General features: G+C 68.8%; 21 protein-coding genes and 1 pseudogene. 16 read left to right on the forward strand and 6 right to left on the reverse strand.

What is annotated here, in order from left to right:
* The first annotated feature begins 38 nt into the window (after window positions 1–38).
* The 5 genes from AC07NI_RS05310 (at window position 39) to AC07NI_RS05330 (ending at window position 6,675) form a co-directional block, all read left to right on the forward strand.
* Window positions 39–1,520 (forward strand): leucyl aminopeptidase, encoded by a 1,482-nt coding sequence (locus AC07NI_RS05310; RefSeq protein WP_494616662.1) that lies wholly within the window; start codon window positions 39–41, stop codon window positions 1,518–1,520.
* Between the two features lie 2 nt (window positions 1,521–1,522).
* On the forward strand, window positions 1,523–1,984 hold the full coding sequence (locus AC07NI_RS05315) for a DNA polymerase III subunit chi (RefSeq protein ID WP_494616663.1): 462 nt from the start codon (window positions 1,523–1,525) through the stop codon (window positions 1,982–1,984).
* Window positions 1,981–2,349, forward strand: a complete 369-nt coding sequence (locus AC07NI_RS05320; protein ID WP_494616664.1) for a peptidase inhibitor I78 — start codon at window positions 1,981–1,983, stop codon at window positions 2,347–2,349. The genes AC07NI_RS05315 and AC07NI_RS05320 overlap by 4 nt, the downstream gene beginning before the upstream one ends.
* Window positions 2,350–2,439: 90 nt before the next feature.
* Window positions 2,440–4,914, forward strand: coding sequence for an MASE1 domain-containing protein (locus AC07NI_RS05325; RefSeq protein WP_494616665.1), 2,475 nt, complete (start codon window positions 2,440–2,442; stop codon window positions 4,912–4,914).
* Window positions 4,915–4,998: 84 nt separating this feature from the next.
* On the forward strand, window positions 4,999–6,675 hold the full coding sequence (locus AC07NI_RS05330) for a cellulase family glycosylhydrolase (RefSeq protein WP_494616666.1): 1,677 nt from the start codon (window positions 4,999–5,001) through the stop codon (window positions 6,673–6,675).
* Window positions 6,676–6,791: 116 nt separating this feature from the next.
* On the opposite strand, the gene AC07NI_RS05335 is transcribed toward AC07NI_RS05330, so the two are convergent.
* Entirely contained in the window at window positions 6,792–7,541 is a 750-nt protein-coding gene (locus AC07NI_RS05335) for an SDR family oxidoreductase (protein ID WP_494616667.1), read from the reverse strand.
* Window positions 7,542–7,674: 133 nt separating this feature from the next.
* On the opposite strand from AC07NI_RS05335, the gene AC07NI_RS05340 reads away from it, so the two are divergent.
* Entirely contained in the window at window positions 7,675–8,580 is a 906-nt protein-coding gene (locus AC07NI_RS05340) for a LysR family transcriptional regulator (RefSeq protein WP_494616668.1), read from the forward strand.
* Window positions 8,581–8,584: 4 nt separating this feature from the next.
* On the opposite strand, the gene AC07NI_RS05345 is transcribed toward AC07NI_RS05340, so the two are convergent.
* On the reverse strand, window positions 8,585–8,986 hold the full coding sequence (locus AC07NI_RS05345) for a hypothetical protein (protein ID WP_494616669.1): 402 nt from the start codon (window positions 8,984–8,986) through the stop codon (window positions 8,585–8,587).
* 78 nt (window positions 8,987–9,064) lie between these two features.
* On the reverse strand, window positions 9,065–10,930 hold the full coding sequence (locus AC07NI_RS05350) for an ABC-F family ATP-binding cassette domain-containing protein (RefSeq protein ID WP_494616670.1): 1,866 nt from the start codon (window positions 10,928–10,930) through the stop codon (window positions 9,065–9,067).
* 94 nt (window positions 10,931–11,024) lie between these two features.
* Here AC07NI_RS05350 and ndk point away from each other — a divergent pair, with 94 nt between their 5' ends.
* The gene (ndk, locus tag AC07NI_RS05355) at window positions 11,025–11,444 is read left to right on the forward strand and encodes a nucleoside-diphosphate kinase (RefSeq protein ID WP_494616671.1); all 420 of its coding nucleotides are present in this window, start codon (window positions 11,025–11,027) and stop codon (window positions 11,442–11,444) included.
* Between the two features lie 6 nt (window positions 11,445–11,450).
* Here ndk and AC07NI_RS05360 read toward each other — a convergent pair.
* Window positions 11,451–11,690, reverse strand: a pseudogene (locus tag AC07NI_RS05360) (hypothetical protein); the annotation flags it as partial.
* Between AC07NI_RS05360 and AC07NI_RS05365 the strand changes: the two are divergent.
* The 6 genes from AC07NI_RS05365 (at window position 11,574) to AC07NI_RS05390 (ending at window position 17,888) form a co-directional block, all read left to right on the forward strand.
* Window positions 11,574–12,173, forward strand: a complete 600-nt coding sequence (locus AC07NI_RS05365; protein WP_494618280.1) for a YoaK family protein — start codon at window positions 11,574–11,576, stop codon at window positions 12,171–12,173. The pseudogene AC07NI_RS05360 and the gene AC07NI_RS05365 overlap by 117 nt on opposite strands.
* 98 nt (window positions 12,174–12,271) lie before the next feature.
* Complete coding sequence (locus AC07NI_RS05370) at window positions 12,272–13,816, forward strand: tetratricopeptide repeat protein (protein WP_494616672.1); 1,545 nt, start codon at window positions 12,272–12,274, stop codon at window positions 13,814–13,816.
* Window positions 13,817–13,899: 83 nt separating this feature from the next.
* Entirely contained in the window at window positions 13,900–15,471 is a 1,572-nt protein-coding gene (locus AC07NI_RS05375; protein WP_494616673.1) for a tetratricopeptide repeat protein, read from the forward strand.
* A 58-nt stretch (window positions 15,472–15,529) separates the two neighbouring features.
* The gene (locus AC07NI_RS05380; RefSeq protein ID WP_494616674.1) at window positions 15,530–16,435 is read left to right on the forward strand and encodes a LysR family transcriptional regulator; all 906 of its coding nucleotides are present in this window, start codon (window positions 15,530–15,532) and stop codon (window positions 16,433–16,435) included.
* A gap of 123 nt (window positions 16,436–16,558) precedes the next feature.
* A complete protein-coding gene (locus tag AC07NI_RS05385) occupies window positions 16,559–17,308 on the forward strand; it encodes an SDR family NAD(P)-dependent oxidoreductase (RefSeq protein ID WP_494616675.1) in 750 nt (249 codons plus the stop codon).
* Between the two features lie 76 nt (window positions 17,309–17,384).
* On the forward strand, window positions 17,385–17,888 hold the full coding sequence (locus AC07NI_RS05390; RefSeq protein ID WP_494616676.1) for a DUF1993 domain-containing protein: 504 nt from the start codon (window positions 17,385–17,387) through the stop codon (window positions 17,886–17,888).
* On the opposite strand, the gene purN is transcribed toward AC07NI_RS05390, so the two are convergent.
* Both purN and purM read right to left on the reverse strand, forming a co-directional pair.
* Entirely contained in the window at window positions 17,885–18,466 is a 582-nt protein-coding gene (gene purN / locus AC07NI_RS05395; RefSeq protein WP_494616677.1) for a phosphoribosylglycinamide formyltransferase, read from the reverse strand. The genes AC07NI_RS05390 and purN overlap by 4 nt on opposite strands.
* Window positions 18,466–19,491, reverse strand: coding sequence for a phosphoribosylformylglycinamidine cyclo-ligase (gene purM, locus AC07NI_RS05400; protein ID WP_494616678.1), 1,026 nt, complete (start codon window positions 19,489–19,491; stop codon window positions 18,466–18,468). Before purM ends, purN begins: the two co-directional genes overlap by 1 nt.
* A gap of 135 nt (window positions 19,492–19,626) precedes the next feature.
* Between purM and rnd the strand changes: the two genes are divergently transcribed.
* The 3 genes from rnd (at window position 19,627) to AC07NI_RS05415 (ending at window position 24,040) form a co-directional block, all read left to right on the forward strand.
* The gene (gene rnd / locus AC07NI_RS05405) at window positions 19,627–20,796 is read left to right on the forward strand and encodes a ribonuclease D (RefSeq protein ID WP_494616679.1); all 1,170 of its coding nucleotides are present in this window, start codon (window positions 19,627–19,629) and stop codon (window positions 20,794–20,796) included.
* Between the two features lie 192 nt (window positions 20,797–20,988).
* A complete protein-coding gene (locus tag AC07NI_RS05410; RefSeq protein WP_494616680.1) occupies window positions 20,989–22,632 on the forward strand; it encodes an ATP-binding protein in 1,644 nt (547 codons plus the stop codon).
* 118 nt (window positions 22,633–22,750) lie between these two features.
* Entirely contained in the window at window positions 22,751–24,040 is a 1,290-nt protein-coding gene (locus tag AC07NI_RS05415; RefSeq protein WP_494616681.1) for a serine hydrolase domain-containing protein, read from the forward strand.
* Window positions 24,041–24,120: the final 80 nt, after the last annotated feature.

Here is a 24,120-nt window from a genome sequence, read left to right on the forward strand (position 1 = left end):
CGCGCCGTTCATAAGTCGCCCAGATGCAGGAGCGCGGCATGCGTATCGAGTTCGTCCCCGTCGACACCCAGGCCGGCGCCGCCGCCGCGCTCGCGGTCCTCGCCCACGAGGGCGCGGCCCTGTCGCCGGAGGCCAAGGCCGCCAACGAGTCGACCGGCGGCGCCCTGGCGCGCGCCATCGCCGGCGGCCGCTTCACCGGCGCCAAGGGCCAGACCCTGGACCTGGTCGCCCCACACGGCCTGGAAGCCGCCCGCCTGGTGCTGATCGGCGTCGACGGTTCGGGCGCGGTGGAGCCGGAAGCGGTCGAGACCGCCGCCGCCGCCGCCTATCAGGCCGTGAAGACCACGGGCGTCACCGAACTCGTCCTGAAGCTGGGCGCTGATGCGGAAAGCGCCGCCCGCGCCGCGTTCGGGGCTCGCCTGGCCGCTTACCGCTTTGACAAGTACCGCACCACCGAGAAGGCCGAGAAGAAGCCCTCGGTCCAGGTGGTCAAGATCGCCGCCGCCGACCCCGTCAAGGCCCAGAAGGCCTATGAGCCGCTGTCGGCCCTGGCCGACGCCATCGTCTTCAGCCGCGACCTGGTTTCCGAGCCGGCCAACATCCTGCACCCGGAAGAGTTCGCCGCCCGCGCCAAGAGCCTGGAAAGCCTGGGCCTGGAAGTCGAGGTCCTGGGCGAGGCCCAGATGGCTGAGCTCGGCATGGGCAGCCTGCTGGGCGTGGGCCAAGGTTCGGTCCGCGAGAGCCAGCTCGTCATCATGAAGTGGACCGGCGCGGCGGATAAGAATGCCCAGCCGATCGCCTTCGTCGGCAAGGGCGTGACCTTCGACACCGGCGGCATCTCGATCAAGCCGGCCGACGGCATGGAAGACATGAAGTGGGACATGGGCGGCGCGGCCGCCGTGACCGGCGTCATGCACGCCCTGGCCGGCCGCAAGGCCAAGGTCAACGCCATCGGCATCCTGGGCCTGGTCGAGAACATGCCCGACGGCAACGCCCAGCGTCCGGGCGACGTGGTCACCTCGATGTCGGGCCAGACGATCGAGGTCATCAACACCGACGCCGAAGGCCGCCTCGTGCTGGCCGACGCCCTCTGGTACTGCCAGGACCGCTTCAAGCCGCAGTTCATGATCAACCTGGCCACCCTGACCGGCGCGATCATCATCGCCCTGGGTCACGACTACGCCGGTTTGTTCAGCAATAACGACGGTTTGTCGGAAAAGCTTCTCACCGCCGGCAAGGCCGAGCGCGAGACCCTGTGGCGCCTGCCGCTGCCGGCCGCCTATGAGAAGCAGATCGAAAGCCCGATCGCCGACATGAAGAACATCGGCGGCCGCCCGGCCGGCTCGATCACGGCGGGCCTGTTCCTGCAGCGCTTCGTCAACGGCGTGCCGTGGGCCCACCTCGACATCGCCTCGACGGCCTGGAAGAAGCCCTCGGCCGATCCGACCGTGCCGGACGGCGCGGCCGGCTTCGGCGTGCGTCTGCTGAACCGTCTCGTCGCCGACGCCTACGAAGGCTGAGCATGACCGCCGCGCCCTGCGAGGTCTGGTTCTACCACCTGGAGCGCTCGCCGCTCGAGGCGGTGCTGCCCGAGCTTCTGGAAAAGACGCTGGGCAGGGGCTGGAAGGCGCTGGTGCGCGGCAATGATCCGAAAAGGCTGGAGGCGCTGGACCAGCACCTCTGGACGTTCCGCGAGGACAGCTTCCTGCCGCACGGCCTGGCCACCGAGCCGATGGCCGAGCGCCAGCCGGTGCTGCTGACCGGCGAGGACGGCAACCCGAACGCCGGTGACGCGCTGTTCCTGATCGACGGGGCCGAGCCCGGCGACCTGGCGGGAGTCTCGCGCTGCATCCTGCTGTTCGACGGCCGGGATGACCAGGCGCTGGCCATGGCGCGCGGGCGCTGGTCCGTCTTCAAGAAGGCCGGACATCCGGTGTCCTACTGGCGCCAGGGCGCCGAACGCGGTTGGGAGAAGCAGGCATGAAGCGGGTGATCTCAGGCCCCTTGGCGGTTCTGGCTTTGGGTGTTCTCCTGGCCTCGTGCTCCAGCGCGCCCGAGCCGGCCCCGCCGCCTCCGCCCGCCACGCCGACCGCGCCGCCGGCCATCGCCTTGCCCGCCAAGCCGCCGATCTCGTCGTCCTCGTCCGACGCGTCGAGGGACCAGTGCGGGCTGAAGGACGCCCAGGCCTATGTCGGCAAGCCGCGCACCAGCCTGCCGGCGCCGGTCGATCCGTCGCGCTGGCGGGTGGCCTGCACGACCTGTCCGGTGACCATGGACTACCGCGCCGATCGCCTGAACATCTTGTTCAATGCTGATACGGGCATCGTTCAGGAAGTGAAGTGCGGGTAGTAACCACGTTCGCCCAAGCTTCTCTGGCTTCTATCCTGCTGAAGTGAAATAACCGAATCGCCGGGGATTCCGCGCCGGCCGGTTCAGCGCATGGTCGACAACTCGACGATCGGACCCAAGACCCGTGACAACTTGGCGGCCACGCTGTTGGCCGCCGTCGGCGTCGCATTTGGTTTCGCTGGCCTAGCCTATCTCTGCGTTGAGATTCCTCGCGCCTACGGTCATGTCACGCCGATCTGGCTGTCGAACGGCTTCCTGGCCGCGTGCCTGCTGTCGTCGCCGACGCGGCGGTGGCCGGCGCTGGTGGTTGGCGCTCTGTTGGGCGCGCTCGCGGCCGGGGCCCATGCGGGCGACAGCCCGACCGTCAACGCCATCCTGGTCACCCTGAACATCTCCGAAGGCCTGCTGGCCGCCGTCGCCGTGCGCCGGGTGGTGGGCGAGGCCATCGACCTGGGCCGGCCGCGCGACATGCTGGCCTTCGTCCTGCTGGGCGGCTTCCTGGCCCCGACGATCCTGGGGACCATCGCCTCGTCGATCCATACGATGCTGCGCGGCGGCGACCTGCTGAGCAACGTCACCGGCTGGGTGCTGAACGACATCCTGGGCATGCTGACCATCGGCCCGTGCCTGCTGGTGCTGTTCAAGGCCAAGCTGTACCTGCGCGAGCGACCGCTCAGCCGCGACGGCGTGCTGTCGATCGTGGCCTGCGGACTGGCCGCCGCCATCGTCTTTGGCCAAGCCCGCTATCCGCTGCTGTTCGTATTGCCGCCGATCATGCTGCTGGCGGCCTGGCGGCAGGAGGTGCTGGGCGCGGTCCTGGGCGTGATGCTGGTGGCCGCCATCTCGCTGGTGCTGACCATCGCCGGCCGAGGTCCCATCCACCTGATCCTGGCGGGCTCGGCGACCCAGTCGACGGTGCTTCAGCTGTTCCTGGCGGTCTCGACCTTCGTCGCCCTGCCGGTCGCCGCCTTCCAGCGCCAGCGCCGCGCGATCATGGCCCAACTGGTCGAGACCAGCGCCGCGGCCGAACGCAGCGAGGCCAAGTTCCGCCTGCTGGCCGAGAGCGCGCTGGACATCATCGCCCACAGCGACCTGCACGGGCAGATGAACTACATCTCGCCCGCCGCCCGCTCGATCATGGGCTACGAGCCCGAGGAGCTGCAGGGGACGGGCTACCTCAAGATGCTGCACCCGGACGATCGGGCCGCGATCCGCCACGTGGTCGAGATCCAGCGCGCGTGTCCGCACGCCGACCTCGCGCCCCCAGCCATGACGGTGGAGTACCGCGCCTTCCGCAAGGACGGCGGCATGATCTGGCTGGAGTCGCGCCCGACCCTGGCCTGCGACCCGGTCACCGGCGTCCCGACCGGCATCACCGACATCATCCGTGACGTCACCGCCCGCAAGACGCTGGAGCTGGAGCTGCGCGCCGCCCGGTCCGAGGCCGAAGCCGCCGCCGCCGTGAAGGGCGAGTTCCTGGCCAATATGAGCCACGAGCTGCGCACGCCGCTGACCGCCGTGATCGGCTTCGCCAACCTGGCGGCCGACGAGCCGGACCTGTCGCCGCGCGCCCGCCGCTATCTCGACCGCATCGCCGCCGGCGGCCAGACCCTGCTGACGACGATCAACGACATCCTCGACTTCTCGCGGCTGGAGACCGGACGCATCGCCCTGAACGTCCGCCCAACCAGCGTGCCCGACCTGGTGGCCGAGGTGGTCGAGCTGACCAGCACGGGGGCCAGCGCCAAGGGGCTGGTGCTCAGCGCCCGAGGCCTCAACACCCTGCCGGCCCTGGTGATGATCGACCCCGAGCGCGTGCGCCAGGTGCTGGTCAACCTGGTCGGCAACGCGGTGAAGTTCACCGACGCCGGCACGGTCAGCCTGGCCGCCGCCCACCATGAGGGCCGCCTGCGCATCGCCGTGGTCGATACCGGACGCGGCGTGGCCGCCGAGGACCAAGCCCTGATCTTCGCCCGCTTCTCGCAGATCGACGCGGCCCTCAATCGCCAGCACGGCGGCACGGGCCTGGGCCTGGCCATCTCCAAGGGGCTGGTCGAGCTGATGGGCGGCCAGATCGGCGTCGAGAGCGAGGAGGGCAAGGGGGCCCGCTTCTGGTTCGAGATCCCGGCCCATGTCGCGGCCGAGGACGACGACCACCTCGACGAGACCGAGATCCCGTTGCCGCCGCCGGGCAGCCGCGTGCTGGTGGTCGATGACAACGCCGGCAACCGCGAGCTGGTCCGCTCGGTGCTGGAGGCCGTCGGGGTCGAGGTCGCCGAGGCCCAGGACGGGGAGGAGGGCGTCGCCGCCGCCGCCGCCACGTCCTATGACGCCATCCTGATGGACCTGCGCATGCCGCGCCTGGACGGCGTCTCGGCCGCCCAGCGCATCCGGGCCGAGCAGGGTCCCAGCGCCGGCGCGCCGATCATCGCCTTCTCGGCCGACGTGCGGATGGGGCCGCTGGACCCGGTATTCGATGGCGCCACGCCCAAGCCGCTGACGGTGATGTCGCTGCTGTCCACCCTGGCCCAAGCTCTCAGCGAACCCAGTCCCGCTACCGCCTAGACAACGTTGTCATGATGCGGCACGAAGTGGCCTGACCAGTTAGCGTCGCCCGTTCGAAGGCGACCTCGGACGGGAGGCCTTCGCATGAAAACTTGGCTCGCCATGAGCACTGCTGTGCTCGCTTTGCTTTCGACCACCGCCCATGCCGAGGGCTGGCTGAAGGCCCAGAACGCCCGCATCGTCGACGAGACCGGCCAGCCGGTGCTGCTGCGCGGCATGGGCCTGGGCGGCTGGATGCTGCAGGAAGGCTACATGCTGCGCCTGTCCAAGCTGGGCCAGCAACACGTCATCCAAGGCAAGATCGCCGACCTGGTTGGCCCCGAGCGCCAGAAGGCGATCCACCAGGCCTGGCTCGACAACCACACGACCAAGGCCGACATCGACGCCATGGCGGCCTGGGGCTTCAACTCCGTCCGCCTGCCGATGCACTACGACCTCCTGACCCTGGCCGTCGAGCAGGAGCCCAAGCCGGGCGTCGACACCTGGAAGGAGGACGGCTTCCAACGGATCGACCAACTGCTGGCCTGGACTAAGGCCAACGGCATGTACCTGATCCTGGACCTGCACGCCGCGCCCAGCGGCCAGGGCAACGACCTGCCGATCGCCGATCGTGATCCCAGCAAGCCGTCGCTGTGGGACAGCCCCGAGGCGCGCCGCAAGACCATCGCCCTCTGGAAGAAGCTGGCCGCCCGCTACAAGGACGAGCCGATGGTCGGGGCCTACGACCTGATCAACGAGCCCAACTGGGACTTCGACGGGCCGGGCAATAAGCACGGCTGCAAGGACGAGAAGCAGGCGCAGCTGTGGAGCTATTATCAGGAGCTCACCGCCGCGATCCGCGAGATCGACCCGCGCCACATGATCATCCTGGAAGGCAACTGCTGGGGCAACAATTACAAGGGCATGGGGAAGCCCTGGGACGCCAACATGGCGCTCAGCTTCCACAAGTACTGGAACACCAATGACGAGGCCTCGATCGAACAGCACCTGAAGCTGCGCGAGGAGACCGGCCTGCCGCTGTGGCTGGGCGAGAGCGGCGAGAACTCCAACGTCTGGTTCGCAGACTCCATTCGCCTGGTCGAGAGCCACGGCATCGGCTGGGCGTTCTGGCCGCTGAAGAAGATCGGCTTCAACCAGCCGCTCGAGATCAAGGTCGACCCGGCCTATGACGATGTGGTCGCGATCCTGACCGGCGAGGCCAAGGTTCCGGTCAGCGCCGACAAGGCCTATCAGGTGCTGATGAAGGTCGCCTCGCACGACGTCCGCTTCGAGAACAACGAGGCCCATCCCGACGTCATCGACGCCATGTTCCGCCAGCCCCACGACGCGACGGTCCGGCCGTTCAAGAAGCACGTGATGGGCGCCAAGGGCGCGACGATCCCGGCCTGGGAGTACGACCTTGGCGTGGTCGGCGCGGCCTATGCCGACAGCGACGTGGCCAACTACCACGTCTCGACCGGCGGCGAGCGCACGCCCTGGAACCGGGGGCGAACGAGGCGGAATGACGGGGTGGACCTGGCGAAGGACCGCAGCGTCACCGACTTCAGCGCCGGTGAGTGGTTGCGCTACACGGTCTCGGCGACGAGTGGGCGCTACGTTGTCAACATAGTGGGCTCTGGGCCGATGGAGGTCGCGGTCAACAGTGGGGCGGCGGTGAAGAACGGCGCTATCGTGGCGCTGCTGCCGGGGACCAATACGCTGGTGGTGAAGTCGACGGGGGCCTCGACGCTGTCGGCGATCAAGCTGGTACCGGCCAAATAAAACCTGTCATCCCGGCCGCAGCGAAGCGGAGAGCCGGGACCGCGGAAAGCTCGGCGTTTCCGGCGGTCCCGGCTCGGCGCGCTACGCGCTTGGCCGGGATGACAGTCTTTTCAGAGCTACAGCGTGCTCATCCCGCCATCGATGATCAGCTCGCTGCCGACCGTGAAGCGGCTCTCGTCCGAGGCCAGGAAGATCACCGCATCCGCGATCTCGCGCGGCTCGCCGAAGCGGCCGGCCGGCAGGTTGGCCAGGATGCCGGCCGACATGGCGTCCAGCGAGGCGGCGTCCAGACCCAGCTTGCCGTAGAGCGGCGTGCTCACCGGCCCGGGACTGATGACATTGACCCGGATGCCCCGACCGATCAGTTCGCCCGACAGCGTACGGGCCAGCGAGATCAGGCCGGCCTTGCTGGCGGCGTAGACGCTGGAATTGGGCATGCCGATATGGGCGTTGATCGAGCCGTTGAAGACGATCGAGGCCGGGTTGCTGAGGATCGGGGCCAGGGCCTGGACCAGGAACAGCGGGCCTTTCAGGTTGACGTTGATGGCGCGGTCGAAGGTCTCCTCGGTCCAGCTTTCCAGCGGGCCGAACGGGGCGATGCCGGCGTTGACGAACACGGCGTCCAGCTTGCCGAACTTGGCTTCGACGGCCTTGGCGATGTCGGCCTGAGCGGCCACGTCGCCGGCGTCGGCCAGGATGGCCAGGACGTCGCCGCCCAGGGCGGCTTTGGCGTCTTCGAGGCGCTGGGCGTTGGCGCCGGTGATGGCGACCTTGGCGCCTTCTTCCAGGGCGCGCTGGGCGGCGGCGAAGCCGATGCCGGTGGTGCCGCCGGTGATCAGGATGGTCTTGTTGGCGAGGCGGGACATGAGGTGATCCTTCCGTTTGACGGGCCGGCGCACCGCGCGTCGGTCAGTGAGGATGATTTAGACGGGGCGTCTGACTTGAACGATGGGCGGAAACGCGATCTATCATTCAGCTTAAATGAACAATGGGGCGCCCATGGACCGACTGCGCGCATTCGAGGTGTTCACCACCGTGGTCGGCAAGGGTGGGTTCGCCAAGGCGGCCGAGGCGCTGGACACCTCGCCGGCCAATGTCACCCGCTATGTCGCCGAGCTGGAGGCCCATCTCGGCGCGCGGCTGCTGAACCGCACCTCCCGCCGCCTGTCCCTGACCGAGGCCGGCGAGGCGCTGTACGAACGGGCCCGCGCCATCCTCGACGAGATCGCCGAGGCCGAAGCCGCCGCCTCGGCCAGCGTCGCCGAGCCGCGCGGCCGCCTGCGGATCAACGCCCCGCTCAGCTTCGGCGTCCGCCACCTGGCGCCGCTGTGGCCCCAGTTCATGGCCCGTCATCCGCAGGTCGAGCTGGAGATCAGCCTGTCCGACCGCGTCGTCGATCTGGTCGAGGAAGGCTATGACCTGGCCATCCGCATCTCGCGCGGCGGCTCTCAGGCGCATGTGGCGCGCAAGCTGGCGACCTCGCGCAACATCGTCTGCGCCGCGCCGGACTATCTGAAGGCCCACGGGACCCCCGCCACGCCGGACGAGCTCGCGACCCATCGTTGCCTGGCCTACAGCTACACCGCCATGGCCGAGGACTGGCGGCTGACCCACGCCGACGGCCGCGAGGCGGTCGTGCGGATGCGGCCGGTGATGTACTCCAACAACGGCGACACCACGCGCTCAGCAGCCTTGGCCGGGCAGGGCGTGATCTGGCAGCCGACCTTCATCATCGGCGAGGACCTGAAGGCCGGTCGCCTGGTGCGGCTGCTACCGGAGTGGAGCCTGCCCGATATCGACGTGCTGGCGGTCTATCCCAGCCGTCGGCACTTGAGCGCCAAGGTGCGCCTGATGGTGGATTTCCTGGCCGAGGCGTTCAAGGGAACGCCGCCATGGGATCGGTAGTGGGCTAGCGCTTGCCGACGCCCGGGAACATGGCCACGCCGTCCTCGAACACGCCGAGATAGCCCAGCTCGCCCAGCAGCGGCGTCAGGTCCTCGACCAGGTCGCCGGAGTGGGGCAGGTGGGCCGGGCGGCCGGTCTGGTCGTGCAGGCGGTAGACCGTCCACATCTTGCCCTTGGGCGCGGCGGCGCCGGGCTGGATGAACTTGTGCTCCCAGCCGACCAGCGGCGGGACGCGGCCGACCACGATGTCGAACGGACGGTCGCGGAACGCCAAATCCATCTCTATCCGCATGGCCTCGCCGATCCGGGCGTTCACCCAGTCGGCGAACGCTTCCAGGACGCTGGTCGCGGACAGGCCTTCCGGATTGGCCACGACATGGTTGCGAGGATGGGCGGGCGTGCTCATGCAATCGTTATGCGCCCCCAGATGTGCCGGAAGCGCTAAACTTCTTGGTTCACGCGGGTTTACCCTAAACCTGAGGGATCAGGCCTCGGCCTCAGCCAGCTCCTCGGCCAGGGCCATCCACGCCGTCTCGGCCTCGTCCAGCTTGGTCTGGGCGTTGTCGCGGCGCTTGGTCAGCTCGGCGACCTTGCCCGGGTTCTTCACATAGAGGTCCGGATCGGCCAGCTGGGCTTCCAGTTCGGCCAGGTTACGCGTGCAGCGGGTCATGACCTGCTCGGCGGCCTCGACCTTGCGGCGCAGAGGTTCGATGGCGACGGTCTTCTTCGGTGCGGCGGTGGAGGGTTCGGGCTCGCGGGCGACCTGGGTCGGCTTCACGGCCTGCTTGGCGCGGTCCAGCACGAACTTGGCGTAGTCGTCCATGTCGCCGTCGAACGGTTTCACGGTGCCGTCGGCGGCCAGCCACAGGCGGTCGGCGACCAGCTCCATCAGCGAGCGATCGTGGGTGATCAGGATCACCGCGCCGCTGTAGTCGTTCAGGGCGTCCAGCAGGGCCCGGCGGCTGTCGATGTCCAGGTGGTTGGTCGGTTCGTCGAGGATCAGCATGTGCGGCGCGTCCATCGCCACCATGTTGAGCAGCAGGCGGGCGCGTTCGCCGCCCGACAGGTTGGCGACCGTGGTCTCCTGCTTCTCGAAGCCCAGGCCGAACTGCGCCAGCTTCGAGCGGCGCGAGCTTTCCGAGGCGTCCGGCATCGCCCGGCGGATGATCTCCAGCGGGGTGTCCACCGGATCCATCGCCTCGATCTGGTGCTGGTGGAACCAGCCGACCTTCATCTTCTTGTCGCGGTGCAGCTCGCCCTTCTGGACGGTCAGGGCCCCGGCGATCATCTTGGCGAAGGTCGACTTGCCCGCGCCGTTGACGCCCAGCAGACCGATGCGGTCGTCCAGGTCCATGCGCAGGTTGAGGTTCTTGAGGATCGGGCGTTCGGCCTCGTAGCCCACATTCGCCTTCTCCAGGCGAATGAGCGGCGGCGCCAGCGGGCGCGGCGGCGAGGGCAGGGTGAAGGGCGCGACCCGCTCCTCGATCGTGGTCGACACCGGCTCCATCTTGGCCAGGCGCTTCATGCGCGACTGGGCCTGGGCGGCCTTGGAGGCCTTGGCCTTGAAGCGGTCGACAAAGGCCTGCAGGTGGGCGCGCTCGGCGTCCTGCTTGGCTTTCGCGGAGAGTTGCAGGCGGGCCTTCTCGGCGCGGCGCTTCTCGAAGTCGTCGTAGCCGCCGGTGTAGAGCTCCAGCTTGCCGCCGGCCAGGTGCAGCATGTGCGTACAGCTGTTGTTGAGCAGCTCGCGGTCGTGGCTGACGATCAGGGCGGTGTGCGGATATTTCTGGAGGCGGGCCTCCAGCCAAAGCGCGCCTTCCAGGTCGAGATAGTTGGTCGGTTCATCGAGCAGCAGCATGTCGGGTTCGGCGAACAGCGCCGCGGCCAGGGCCACGCGCATCCGCCAGCCGCCGGAGAATTCCGACATCGGACGAGCCAGGTCGTCTTGCGTGAAGCCCAGGCCCACCAGGATTTCCGAGGCCTTGGCCGGAGCGGCGTCGGAATCGATCTCGATCAGCCGGGCCCAGATCTCGCCCATCTCCTCGGGACTGGCCGTCTCCAGCCGGGTCAGCAGGTCGTGACGCTCCTCGTCGGCCTCCAGCACCGTGTCCAGCAGGGTGAAGGGCGTGGCCGGGTGCTCTTGGTCCACCGAACCGATCCGCGCGGCCTTGGGCAGGCTGATCTCGTCGTCGCCGGCGTGCAGCTGGCCCAGGATCAGCTTGAACAGCGTGGACTTGCCCACGCCGTTGCGGCCGATCAGACCGACCTTGGCGCCCGGCGGCAGGCTGACGCTGGCGTGGTCGAAGAACTTCCGACCCCAGGCGTTGAAGGTCAGGTCACGGATCTGAAGCATTTTATGAAGGTTACGCGTCGGGGTTGGCGGGGAGGAGGCGCCCGGCTATAAGCCCGCAACCTCCCAATCCACAACTTTTCTGTGAGATCACTCCGTGACCGAACGCACCTTCTCGATCATCAAGCCGGACGCCACCCGTCGTAACCTGACCGGCGCCATCAACGCCGTGATCGAGGCCGCTGGCCTGCGCATCGTCGCTCAGCGCCGCGTGCAGCTGACCGAAGCCCAAGCCAAGAAGTTCTACGAAGTGCACGCCGAGCGTCCGTTCTACGGCGAACTCGTCGGCCAGATGACCGCCGAGCCGGTCGTCGTCCAAGTGCTGCAAGGCGAAAACGCCGTCCTGAAGTACCGTGAAGTCATGGGCGCCACGAACCCGGAAAACGCCGACGAAGGCACGATCCGCAAGCTGTTCGCCCTGTCGATCGGCGAAAACTCGGTCCACGGCTCGGACAGCCTGGAGAACGCGGGCATCGAAATCGCCCAGTTCTTCACCGAAGACCAGATCGTCGGCTAATCCTAGCTCGACTTTTCTGATGACGAAGAGCGGCCGGATCGGAGACGATCCGGCCGTTTTCTTTTGTCTGTTCGGGGGCGCGTTCGGGTGAAGCACTACGAGCGGAACGAGGTGGCGCTGGCGGTCGTGCTGGCCGGCGTGGCCGGCTATGTCGACGCCATCGGCTTCCTGAAGCTGGGCGGCTTCTTCGTCTCGTTCATGAGCGGCAACTCCACCCGCCTGGGCGTGGCCCTGGCCACGGCCAATTGGGCGGCGGCGATGACCGTGCTGACCCTGGTCGGTTCGTTCGTGGGCGGTGTGGTGCTGGGCGCCCTGACGGCGCGGGCCTGCGGGGAGAACCGTCGCTCGCCGGTGCTGGCGCTGGAGGCGGCGCTGCTGGCGCTCGGCGCGAGCCTCCTGGCCCTGGGTCACGGCAACGCCGGCGTCACGGCCGTGGCCATGGCGATGGGAGCCGAGAACGCCGTCTTCCAGCGCAATGGCGACGTCGCCGTGGGCCTGACCTACATGACCGGCGCCCTGGTGAAGGCCGGGCAGCGCATTGCCGGCGCCCTGGCCGGCGGCGAGCCCTCGGACTGGCTGCGCTATGTCCTGCTGTGGATGGGTCTGGCCAGCGGTGGGGCGTTGGGCGCGCTGACCTACCTGACGATCGGCGCCGCGGCCCTGTGGGCGGCCGTCGTGGTCGTCCTGGGCGGCGCGCTCTGGGCCGAGCGGCGGTGGCGTTTGGCATGAAGCTTTATTTTCGGGCCGGACATCCGAATCCCGGCGGAGTCTCCTATCGTCCGCGACGGGGAGACAGGGAGAGGGCGGTTTTGCGGTTCGCGAGCGTGATGGCGTCGGCGTTGCTGGCGTTTCTTCCTGTGGCGGCCCACGCCCAGTCCGTCGACGACATCGTCGTCACGCCGCAGGCCAACGGCCGTTGGCTGCGGGCCGAGAGCAATCACGTCATCGTCTATTCCAACGAGGGCCCCGAGGTGCTGCGCCGGGTGGTCGGCGACCTTGAGGCATTGGACCAGACCCTGCGCGGGATCTACGGGCGCACCGACGGGCCGACGCGCAAATATCCGATCTATCTGGTCCGCCCCGTCGACCCGACCGAGACCGAGAACCCGACCTACAGGCGCTTCCTGCCGGGGGCGCCGGTGTCGTCGCTGTCGATGAACGTGGCCGAGCCGGACGACATCTTCGCCGTCGTGGTGCGCGACAACTTCCGCTTCTTCAAGGCCATCGACCGGACGGCCGGCGACGACAGCGTCCTGGGCGCCTACGCCCTGCATTTCCTCGGCGAGACCTTCCCGTTCCGCCAGCCGCGCTGGCTGATCAAGGGCGCGTCGATCTACTACAGCGCCGCCGACATCAAGCCCGACAAGGTGGTGGTGGGCGAGGAGCCGGCCCTGTTCGACGAAAGGCGCGTGCAGGGCAGCCTGCGCGGCGTCGCCGATGTCATCGCCGAGACCGGCTATGGCGAACCCCCCGCCAACCGCCGCCGCTTCGACGAGCGGGCGGCGCTGCTGGTGCGCTATCTGTGGGCCGATCCTGGACGCAAGGCGCAGCTGGACGCCTATCTCAACCGTCTCGAGGCTGGCGAGCGCGACGTGAAGACCGCCTGGATCGAGGTGTTCGGCGTGTCACCGGAGAAGCTGGAACCCCAGTTGACGGCGTTCCTGGGCAAGAAGCCCGTGCTGACCACGATCCCGCGGCCGGCGGGCCCGCCGCCCCGGATCACGATCCGCGCGCTGCCCGCAGGCGCCGAGGACCTGATCCTGGAGATCCAGCAATTGAAGGCCGGGGCGCCCAGCGCCAATCGCGACGACCTGCTGCGCAAGTTCCGCAAGACCGCCGCCCGCCGGCCGGGCGAGCGCTACAGCCGCCAGGCCTTGGCCCGGGCCGAGATCACCATCGGCGACCGCGACGTCGGCGAGGGACTGCTGGAGGGACTTCTGGCCGAGGATCCCGGCAACCTGGAGGCCCTGCGGCTGATGGGGACCAGCAAGCTCTATCGCGCGGCGGCCGATCGCGACCATCGCGCGCCGCTGCTGGCGTCGGCGCGGCGCTATCTGGAAAAGGCGGACGCGGCCGAGCCCAACGACTACCAGACCCTGTTCCTGCTGGCCCAGACCATGGCCACCGACGACGTCCCGTCGCCCGAGCGCCTGGCCCTGCTGCGCCGCGCGGTCACCCTGGCCCCCGAGGTGGCCAAGATCCGCCTGGTGGCCGCCGTGGCGTTCCTGTCGGCCGACGATACGCAGACGACCTTCCAACTGCTCAAGCCCATGGCCGCCGACCCCAACGGCGGCGAGGCCTCGCGCCAGGCCCAGCGGGTGCTGGAACTGATGGAGACGTATGGGGCGGCGCCGGAGAAGACGGGCGGCTAGACGCCTTGTGTTGTCCGCCTTGACCAGATCACCCTAAGGTAGATTCCCGTCGACTCCGCGACGGGCAGGGCGTTGGGGGCGGAATGGCGATCAGGCGGATGCTGGCGGCGGTCCTGTTGGCGACCGGGCTGGCGACAGTCCCGGCGGCGGCCGTCGCCGCCGATCGCGCCGACATCGTCGTCAATCCTCAGGGTACGGGGCGCTGGCTGCGCGCCGAGAGCGACCACGTCATCGTCTATTCGGACGAGGGGCCGGAGGTGTTGCGGCGGGCGGTCGAGGACATCGAGGCGCTGGATCGCACCCTGCGCACGCTCTACGGCAAGCTGGATGCGTCCCCGCCGCGCAAGTTCCCGATCTTTCTGGTCAAGGCGCCCAAGCGCGGCGACAAGATCAATCGGGACTATCGTCGCTTCCTGCCCAACGCCATGGTCACCGCGCTGTCGGTCGACGTCGCCGAGCCGGAAGACATCTTCGCCATCGTCGTGCGCGACAGCTTCTCCTTCCACGAGGTGGTCGACGAGACGTCCGGGGACGACGGCGTGCTGGGCGCCTATGCGCTGCATTTCTTCAGCGAGAACTTCCCGTTCCGTCAGCCGCGCTGGCTGATCAAGGGGGCGGGCATCTATTACAGCTCGATCGACATCCGGCCCGACAATATGACGATCGGCGGCGTTCCGGCGCTGTTCGACAACGCGTTGGCGGCCAAGAACCTGGAGGCCATTCCGCACCTGATCGCCGAGCGCAGCGCGTCCGCCAGCCCCTATCGTTGGGGCTACGACGCGCAGGCGGCGCTGCTCGTGCGCTACATGTGGTCGGATCCGGATCGCAAGGCGCGGCTGGCGACCTATCTGGATCGGCTGGAAGCCGGCGCGACCGACCCGAAGACCGTCTGGGCCGAGGTGTTCGGCGAGCCGCCGGAGGCGTTGGAGCCCAAGCTGCGCGCGTTCATGGCCGAGCCGCCGGTGCGGACCACGCTGCCGCGAGCGGACGCCTCGCCGCCGACCATTCGAATCCGGAAGATGCCCAAGGGGGCAGACGACCTGATCCTGGAGATCCAGCAATTGAAGGCCGTGCCCGGCGGCGATGTCGCGGGCCTGCTGGTCCACGTCCGCAAGTCGGCCGCGCTCCGGCCGGCCGAGCGCTACAGCCGCCAGGCCCTGGCTCGGGCCGAGATCGTGCTGGGCGACCGCGATGTGGGCGAGCGCCTTCTGGCCCAGCTTCTCGACGAGGACGATGGCAATCTGGAAGCCCTGCGGCTGATGGGGACCAGCAAGCTCTATCGCGCCGCCGCCGAGGCCGACCCCGCGCGCAAGGCCGCGCTGATGGTCCTGGCCCGAAGCTATCTGCAACGCGCCGACGCGGACGAGCCGAACGACTACCAGACCCTTTTCCTGCTGGCCCAGACCATGGCCGGTGGCGACACGCCGTCGCCCGAGCGCCTGGCCTTGCTGCGCCGCGCCGTCACCCTGGCGCCGGAGGTGCCGAAGATCCGTCTGGTGGCGGCCGTGGGCTTCCTGACGGCCGGCGACACGCGGACGGCCTTCCAACTGCTCAAGCCCATGGCGGCCGATCCCAACGGCGGCGAGGCCTCCCGCCAGGCCCAGTGGGTGCTGGAGCGGATGGAGACGCAGGGGGCGAAGCCGGCGACGCCGTGAGGCTTGCCGCGCACGGCGCTCGCGGCCCATAACCCTCATTCCTCGGGAGAATGATGGCATGGACCGGCTCGAAGCGCTGAACCTGTTTGTCCGGGTCGTCGAGACCGGCAGCTTCTCCAAGGCCGCCCGCGCCCAGGGTGTCGGCCAGCCGGCCGTCTCCAAGCAGATCGCGGCGCTGGAGGAACACCTCGGCGCCCAGCTCCTCAATCGCACCACGCGCGGCCTGTCGCTGACGGCGGCGGGGCAGGACTACTACGAGTCCGCCGTGCGCCTGATCGAGCAGTTCGACGAGGCCGAGGCGCGGATCGGCCGCCGGCAGGCCGCGCCCAGCGGTCTGGTCAGGGTGGCGTCGTCGGCGTTCCTGGGGCGACGCTATCTGATCCCCAGGCTGCCGGCGTTCTTCGCGCGCTATCCCGAGGTTTCGGTCGAGTTCGACATCACCGAGCGGCATGTCAACCTGATCGAAGAGGGCGTGGACCTGGCCCTGCGCATCGGCGTTCTCAGCGATTCCAGCCTGATGGCGCGGCGTATCGGGGATGTGGAGGCGTTGACGGTGGCGGCGCCCGACTATCTGACGCGGCGCGGCCGGCCCACCAGCCCCGCCGAGCTGGCCGGTCATGACTGCATCGGCTTCAAGTTCCAGGGCGGCGTCCGGCCCTGGCGGTTTACAGGGCCGGCGGGGCCGATCATCGTCGAGCCGAAGGGGCCGGTGCGCAGCAACGACGCCGAACACATCCGCGCCGCCGTGCTGGCCGGGCTGGGCATCGGTCACAACGCCGGCTGGCTGTACCATGGGGACTTGGCGTCGGGCGCCCTCCAGCGGGTGCTGGCCGACTACGAGCCCGAGCGTTTCCCGATCCACGCGGTCACGCCCGGCGGGCGGCGCACGCCCAGCCGCGTGCGGGTGTTCATCGACTTCATGGCCGAGGTCTGCGCCGCCGAGCCCTCGCTGCGGATCCGCTGATCCGATTATTCCCATTTGGAATGAATGCTATGCGGCGCGCCCGGCTACTGGGCCCGCCGCCGGGAGCGCATCTCACGCCTCGACAGCCGCGAAGGTCGTGGCCGCAACGTGAGAGAAACCACCATGTCGAAGCTGAATGGCAAGATCGCCGTGATCACCGGCGGCAGCAGCGGGATCGGCCTGGCCGCGGCCAAGCTGCTGGTCGACGAAGGCGCGTACGTCTTCATCACCGGCCGTCGCGCCGCCGAGCTGGAGAAGGCCAAGGCCGCCATCGGCCGTAATGTCAGCACCGTCCAGGGCGACGTCGCCAGCCTGGAAGACCTCGATCGCCTGTACGCCCAGGTGAAGGCCGAGAAAGGCGCGGTGGACATCATCGTCGCCAGCGCCGGCTTCGTCGAGCACCAGGCCCTGGCCGACGCCACGCCCGAGCACTTCGACAAGACCTTCAACATCAACGCCCGCGGCGTCTACTTCACCGTCGCCAAGGCCCTGCCGCTGATGAACCGGGGCGGGTCGATCGTCCTGGTCTCGTCGACCCTGCACCTGAAGGGCTTCCCGATGCACGGGACCTATTCGGCGACCAAGGCGGCCTTGCGCTCGTTCGCCCGCACCTGGGCCGCCGAGCTGAAGGACCAGGGCATCCGGGTGAACAATCTCAGCCCCGGCGCGATCGACACGCCGATCATCGATGGCCAGTTCAAGACCAGGGAAGAGGCCGACGGCGCCCGCGCCATGTTCGCCGGCATCACGCCGCTGGGCCGTATCGGCCAGGCCGACGAGATGGCCAAGGCCATCCTGTTCCTGGCCTCGGACGACAGCAGCTATTCGACCGGCATCGATCTGGTGGCGGACGGCGGCATCTCGCAGCTCTGAGATGCCGCTTGGCCCGCCGCGTCCTCGGCGGCGGGCCTCGATCTCTCTTGAGGACCCCGTTCCCAAGGATGGACCCATGCCGACGATGTACGCCCTGACCGTGCCTGCCGTGTTGAGAAGCCTTTCGGTTCTCGCCCGCTACCTCGACCTGGCCGAAGCCCACGCGGCCGCTCATGGCCTGGACGCCGGGGCCCTGATCAACGCTCGCCTCGCGCCCGACATGCTGCCTCTGGCCGGCCAGGTGCAGCGGGCCAGCGACAACGCCAAGGGTGGCGTCGCACGGCTGGCGGGCGTCGAGGCGCCTGGCTATGCCGATGATGAGACCAGCTTCCACGAGTTGAAGGCGCGACTGGCCAAGACCGTGGCCTTCATCGAAGGCGTCGATCCGGCGGCGTTCGAGGGCTCGGACACGCGCGTGCTGACCCTGACCTTCCGCTCGATCAACGGCGACATGACGGGCTTCGAGTATCTGACCAAGTATCTGCTGCCGAACGTCGATTTCCACATCACCACCGCCCACGGGATCCTGCGGAACCAGGGGCTGGCGATCGGGAAGAAGGACTACTTCGGCGTGGCCTAGAGGGTCTCTACGAACGCGGCTAGCGTCGCCGCGTAGAGCTTGTGTTCCTCGGCGAGCACGCGTTCGGATAACGCGTGCTCGTCGTCGTTTGGCAGGATGGCCACGCGGGCCTGGCCCAGGATCGGGCCTTCGTCGACGCCGGCGGTGACCAGGTGGACGGTGCAGCCGGCCTCGGTTTCGCCGGCCGCGATGGCGCGGGCGTGGGTGTCCAGGCCCGGATAGGCGGGCAGCAGGGACGGGTGGATGTTGAGCATCCGGCCTTCCCAGGCGTCGACCAGGAACGGCGTGAGGATCCGCATGTAGCCGGCCAGGGCGATGAGCTCGATGCCGCGCTCCCGCAGGGCCGCGTCGATGGCGCGCTCGTGGGCCTCGCGGTCCTTGCCGAACGGCTTTTGATCGACGCACAGGGCTTCGACGCCCTCGGCCGCCGCCGTGGCCAGGCCGCCAGCGTCCGGCTTGTTGGCCAAAACGAGGGCGATCTCGAACGGGCAGTCGGCCGCCTTCGCCGCGCGGACCAGGGCTTCCATGTTGGAGCCCCGGCCCGAGATCAGGACGGCGACCTTGGTCTTGCTCAGCATCAAGCCTTGACCAGCTGGCCGCAGATGAAGGCGTCCTCGCCGGCGTTCAGCAGGGCGGCCAGGACCGGCTCGGCATCGGCCTGCGCCACGATGATGATGAAGCCGACGCCGCAGTTGAACGTGCGGCGCATCTCGTGTTCCGAGACGCCGCCGACCTTCGCCATCCACTCGAACACCGGGGGCAGGGCCCAGGCGTTCCAGTCAAACTCGGCGGCCAAGCCTTCGGCGATGGCGCGCGGCGGGTTCTCGATCAGGCCGCCGCCGGTGATGTGGGCGCCGCCCTTGACGCGACCCGACTGCAGCAGCGGCAGCAGCGACTTCACATAGATGCGGGTCGGAGCCATCAGGGCTTCCGCCAGCGTCCTGCCGTCTTCGAACGGGCAGGGGGCGTCCCAGGCCAGGCCCGAGCGCTCGACCACGCGGCGCACCAGCGAATAGCCGTTGGAGTGCGGACCCGACGAGCCCAGGCCGATGATGATGTCGCCGGCGCGCTGCTTGTCCAGCTTGGGCAGGACGTCGTCGCGATCGACTGCGCCGACCGAGAAGCCGGCCAGGTCGTACTCGCCGTCGCTATACATGCCCGGCATTTCGGCGGTCTCGCCGCCCACCAGGGCCGCGCCGGCCAGCTTGCAGCCCTCGGCGATGCCGGCGACGACGCTCTTGGCGACCTCGATGTCCAGCTTGCCGGTGGCGAAGTAGTCCAGGAACATCAGCGGCTCGGCGCCTTGCGCCAGCAGGTCGTTGACGCACATGGCGACGAGATCGATGCCGACCGTGGCGTGCATGCCGCTGTCGATGGCGATGCGCAGCTTGGTGCCGACACCGTCGGTCGTGGTGACCAGCAGCGGGTCGTCATAGCCGGCCGCCTTCAGGTCGAACAGCGCGCCGAAACCGCCCAGGCTGGCTTCCGCGCCGGGACGACGGGTCGCTTTCGCCAGCGGCTTGATGGCGTCCACCAGGGCGTTGCCCGCGTCGATATCGACACCCGCCTGGGCGTAGGTAAGGCCGTTCGGCTGATCGCTCATGGTCGTTCTGGCGCTCGCTCTGGTCTATCGGAAGGCGATGATACCCTCCGAACACGCGGAAAATTTGCTCCCCGGTGGCGCTAGGCGCGTCTTGACGCTTGCAGACTCGGGGGTGCGCGAGGCTATTAGCAGCCGATGAAGCCGATCACCACCACCGCCGAGCTGGCGGCGTTCTGTAATGCGCTCGCGGGCGAGCCTTTCGTCGCCGTCGACACCGAGTTCATGCGCGAGACGACCTACTGGCCCAAGTTGTGCCTGATCCAGGTCGCGTCGCCGACGCACGAAGCCGTAATCGATCCCCTGGCCGAGGATATCGACCTGGAGCCGCTGCTGGCGGTGATGCGCGACACGAGCATCCTCAAGGTGTTCCACGCCGCCCGTCAGGACGTCGAGATATTCAACAACCTGAAGGCCATGCCGAAGCCGCTGTTCGACACCCAGGTGGCGGGCATGGCGGCGGGCTTCGGCGAGCAGATCGCCTATGACGCCCTGGTCCGCCAGATGCTGCGTATCGAGCTGGACAAGTCCAGCCGGTTCACCGACTGGGCCCGCCGGCCGCTGACGGAAGCCCAGCTGACCTACGCCCTGGCCGACGTCACCCACCTGGCGGCGCTGTTCCCGATCCTGCGCGAGCGCCTCGAGACCTCGGGCCGCCTGGCCTGGGTCGAGGAGGAGATGACCGCCATCTCGGATCCGGCCGCCTACGACGTCGATCCCGAGAAGGCTTGGCGTCGCCTGCGTCCGCGCAAGACGGCCCCGAAGTATCTCGCGGTGTTCAAGGCCGTCGCCGCCTGGCGCGAGCGCACCGCCCAGAACCGCGACCAGCCGCGCGGCCGCATCCTGAAGGACGAGGCCATCGACGAGCTGGCCACCCAGGCGCCGACCAGCCTGGACGCCCTCAACAACCTGCGCGGCGTGCCCAAGGGCTTCGGCGGCAGCAAGTTCGGTCCCGACCTCCTGGCCGCGATCAAGGCCGCCCTGGCCGATCCGGAAGGCTACGCTCCAGTCGTCGACAAGCCCGGCCCGCCGCCGCCCCAGAACGCCGGCGCCGTGGTCGAGCTGCTCAAGGTGTTGCTGAAGGCCCGCGCCGAAGAGGCCGGCGTGGCTTCCAAGCTGATCGCCACGGTCTCGGACCTGGAGAAGATCGCCGCCGACGACAACGCCGCCACCCCGGCCCTGGCCGGTTGGCGCCGCGACGCCTTCGGCACCGACGCCCTGAAGATCAAACGCGGCGAACTGGCCCTGGTGCTGGACGGCTCCAAGGTCCGCGTCGTCGAGGTCCGGCGCGCGCCGAAGGCCGAGTAGGGCGCCAGAAGCCAAATCAAAACTAAGAAGCGCGACGACCAGCATAGGTTGTCGCGCTTTTTTACTACCCAGAACGAGCCATTTTCCCGTGCGCGCAAGGGGTTGCTGGCGTACAACGCCACGCCGCATGTACTCCCTCGTGAGTAGAGCGAGCCGAGTACGGGGGTTGCGTTGGTAGGTTTCTGGGAGAACTTGGCGGTCGCCTATCGCCCGGCGGCGGTGTCGCGTCGCCGTCTGATCCCCCTCCGACTGTTCGTCACCCTGGTGCTGTGCGGCCTGGCCTTCCTGCGCCCGGACCTGCGTTTCCTGATCCCCTGGGCCGCCGTCTTCGTCGCCGCGCAACTGGCCGAGCTGGCGGCCCTGAACCGCTTCCTGGCCCATGCCGAGCCGCGCAAGGTGGTCGGGCTGGCGCTGTCGGCCGATCTCGTCATGGCCGTGACCTTCGGCTGGCTGGCCATCCCGCTGTGGGCGATGGACACGCGGTTCGGGGCGGCGGGCGCCATCCTGCTGCTGTCGGGCTCGATCTTCACCGCCCTGATGGGGGCCGAGGGCTGCCTGGTCGCCTTCGTCACCGCTGTCGCGCCCCATATCGTCTACCTGTTCGTCGCGCCGCTGATGGCGGGCGGCGGTGATCCGCTGACGCCCTTCCTGCTGGTGGGCTGCGCGCTGTTCTGCCTGACCCTGTCGATGGTCTTCCTGTGGTCGGAGCGGACCATGGCCGCCGAGCGCGCCGCGCGGCGGGCAGCCGAGCGCCAGACGGCCGCCAAGTCGGCGTTCATCGCCATGGTCAGTCACGAGCTGCGTACGCCGATCAACGCCATCCTCAACAGCGCCTCGGCCCTGGAGAAGGGCGGTTCGGCCGCCCTGGTCACCGACGCCGGGGTGATGATGCGGGCCCTGCTGAACGACCTGCTGGACCTCTCCAAGATCGAGGCCGGCCGCATGGGCGTCGAGGTGGTCGATTACGACCTGCCGGCCGTGGTCGGCGACGCGGTGGCGTTCTGGCGCGAAACGGCCTTGGCCAAGGGCGTCGAGCTGACCCTGATCGGCGCTGAGACATTGCCGCACTGGGTGCGCGGCGACCCGATGCGCACCCGCCAGGTGCTCAACAACCTGCTCAGCAACGCCATCAAGTTCACGAATGAAGGCGAGGTCCGGGTCAAGGTCAGCGTCGACCGCGAGCGGCCGCGCCAAGTGGCCATCGTCGTCCGCGACACCGGTCCTGGCCTGAAGGACGACCAGATCGAGCGCCTGTTCAGCCCCTACGAGCAGCTGGGTGTCGACACCGCCCGCGCCTTTGGCGGTACGGGCCTGGGCCTGGCGATCAGCCGCGACCTGGCCCGGCTGATGGGCGGCGAGCTGACGGCGGCCAACGCCCCCGAGGGCGGCGCGCGCTTCACCCTGCGCATCCCGGCCCCGGAAGGGACCGCGCCGGTCGAGCTGGCCGCCGAGGCGGTCCAGGGCCTGGCCGTGCGCGAGGAGGCGCCGGTCGTGCTGGTCGTAGACGACCACGACATCAACCGCCGCGCCCTGCGCCAGATCCTGGAAGCGTTCGGCGCTCGGGTGGAGACCGCCGAGGATGCCCAGACGGCCCTGCTGGCGGCCGAGTACCAGATCTTCGACGCCATCCTGATGGACGTGCGCATGCCCGGCATGGACGGGTTGGAAGCCACCCGCCGCCTGCGCGAGGACGGCGCCAACCGCCTGACGCCGATCATCGCCGTCACCGGCGGGGCCTCGCCCGACGAGGTCGCCGCTTGCCGCGAGGCCGGCATGACCGGCTGGGTCGAGAAGCCGGTCAATCCGCGTGACCTGCATAAGGCGCTGTTCGGCTAAACGAGCGCGTTTCGCCCATTTTTCGGCGCCCAGATCGGGTGTTCTTCACTAGAAGGAAGCCTAAGCGCGACGAGTCGCCGCGATCGGTTTCCAATCCAGTTTCAAGAGTTTACGCGCCGTGTCGAGAATTGGGCTGAGCGACTGGGAGAAGGCGCGGCGGCTGAAATGGATCGCCGCCGGCGTGGCGGGCCTCGTCGTGGTTGGCGGCCTGGCGACCCTGCCGTTCCTGAAGAAAGCGCCCAAGGCGGTGTCGGAGGCGATCGAGCAGGCGGCGCGGAACACGCCCGAGCAGCCGTCGGCCTGGCATGGCGACATCGACTACGACGCCCTCAACGCCCGCATCAGCGCCATGGCCGCCGACAAGACCATGGAGGGCCTGGCCGTGGCCGTGGTCGAGAACGGCCGGCTGTCCTTCGTCCATGGCTATGGCCACACCACCGAGGGCGGCCAGAAGGTCGACGCCCGCACCGTCTTCCGCTGGGCCTCGCTGTCCAAGACCGTCGCCTCGACCCTCAGCGCCCGCCTGGCGGCCGACGGGACCTTCGCCCTGACCGAGCCGCTGGTGGCCTTCAACACCAGCCTGCGCCTGCCGGGCGAGGCCCAGAACAGCCTGACGGTCGAGGAGCTGCTGTCCCAGCGCACGGGCCTGGGCAAGAACGCCTATGACGGCCAACTGGAGGACGGGGTCGATCCGGCCAAGATCCGCGGCTCCTACGCCACGCTGAAGACGGTCTGCCCGCCGGGCACCTGCCACAGCTACCAGAACGTCGCCTACGACACGATCACCGAGGTCATCCAGGGCAAGACCGGCGAGCCCTACGCCGCCACCGTGCAGCGCAAGCTCTTCACGCCCCTGGGCATGAGCGGCGCCTCGATCGGCATGGCCGGCCTGACCTCCGCCCCGCGCTGGGCCCGGCCCCACGACCGCGCCCGCCGGGAGCTGAAGCTGTCGGACGCCTACTACCACGTGCCCGCCGCGGCCGGCGTCAACTCGACCATTGTCGACCTGGCGACCTGGATGCAGGCCCAGATGGGCCTCAAGCCTGATGTGCTGTCGTCCATCGTGCTCGACGAGGTCCAACGCCCCCGCGTCGCCACCGGCCGCCCCTATGGCCGCCTGAACATCGCCCGCGAGCTGAAGAGCCCGGCCTACGGCCTGGGCATGCGCAGCTTCACCTACAAGGGCCACCGCCTGGTCGGCCACAGCGGCGGCGTCTCGGGCTACCGCTCGACCATGATGTTCGACCCGGCGACCAAGACCGGCATCGTCATGCTGTGGAACAGCGACGCCAACCTGCCTTTCCGCTTCCAGGCCGAGTTCTTCGACCGCGCGTACCGGATTCCGTTCACGGACTATCTGGATCTGGACAGCGGGACGCAGGGGGCGGAGGCGTCTCTGTCGGATTGAGTGTTTCCTTCTCCCCTTGCGGGAGAAGATGTCGCCGTAGGCGACGGATGAGGGGTTGATAAGCCTGTCAGCTAGGCGTC

The organism is Caulobacter sp. GW821-FHT10E02 (assembly GCF_059415225.1).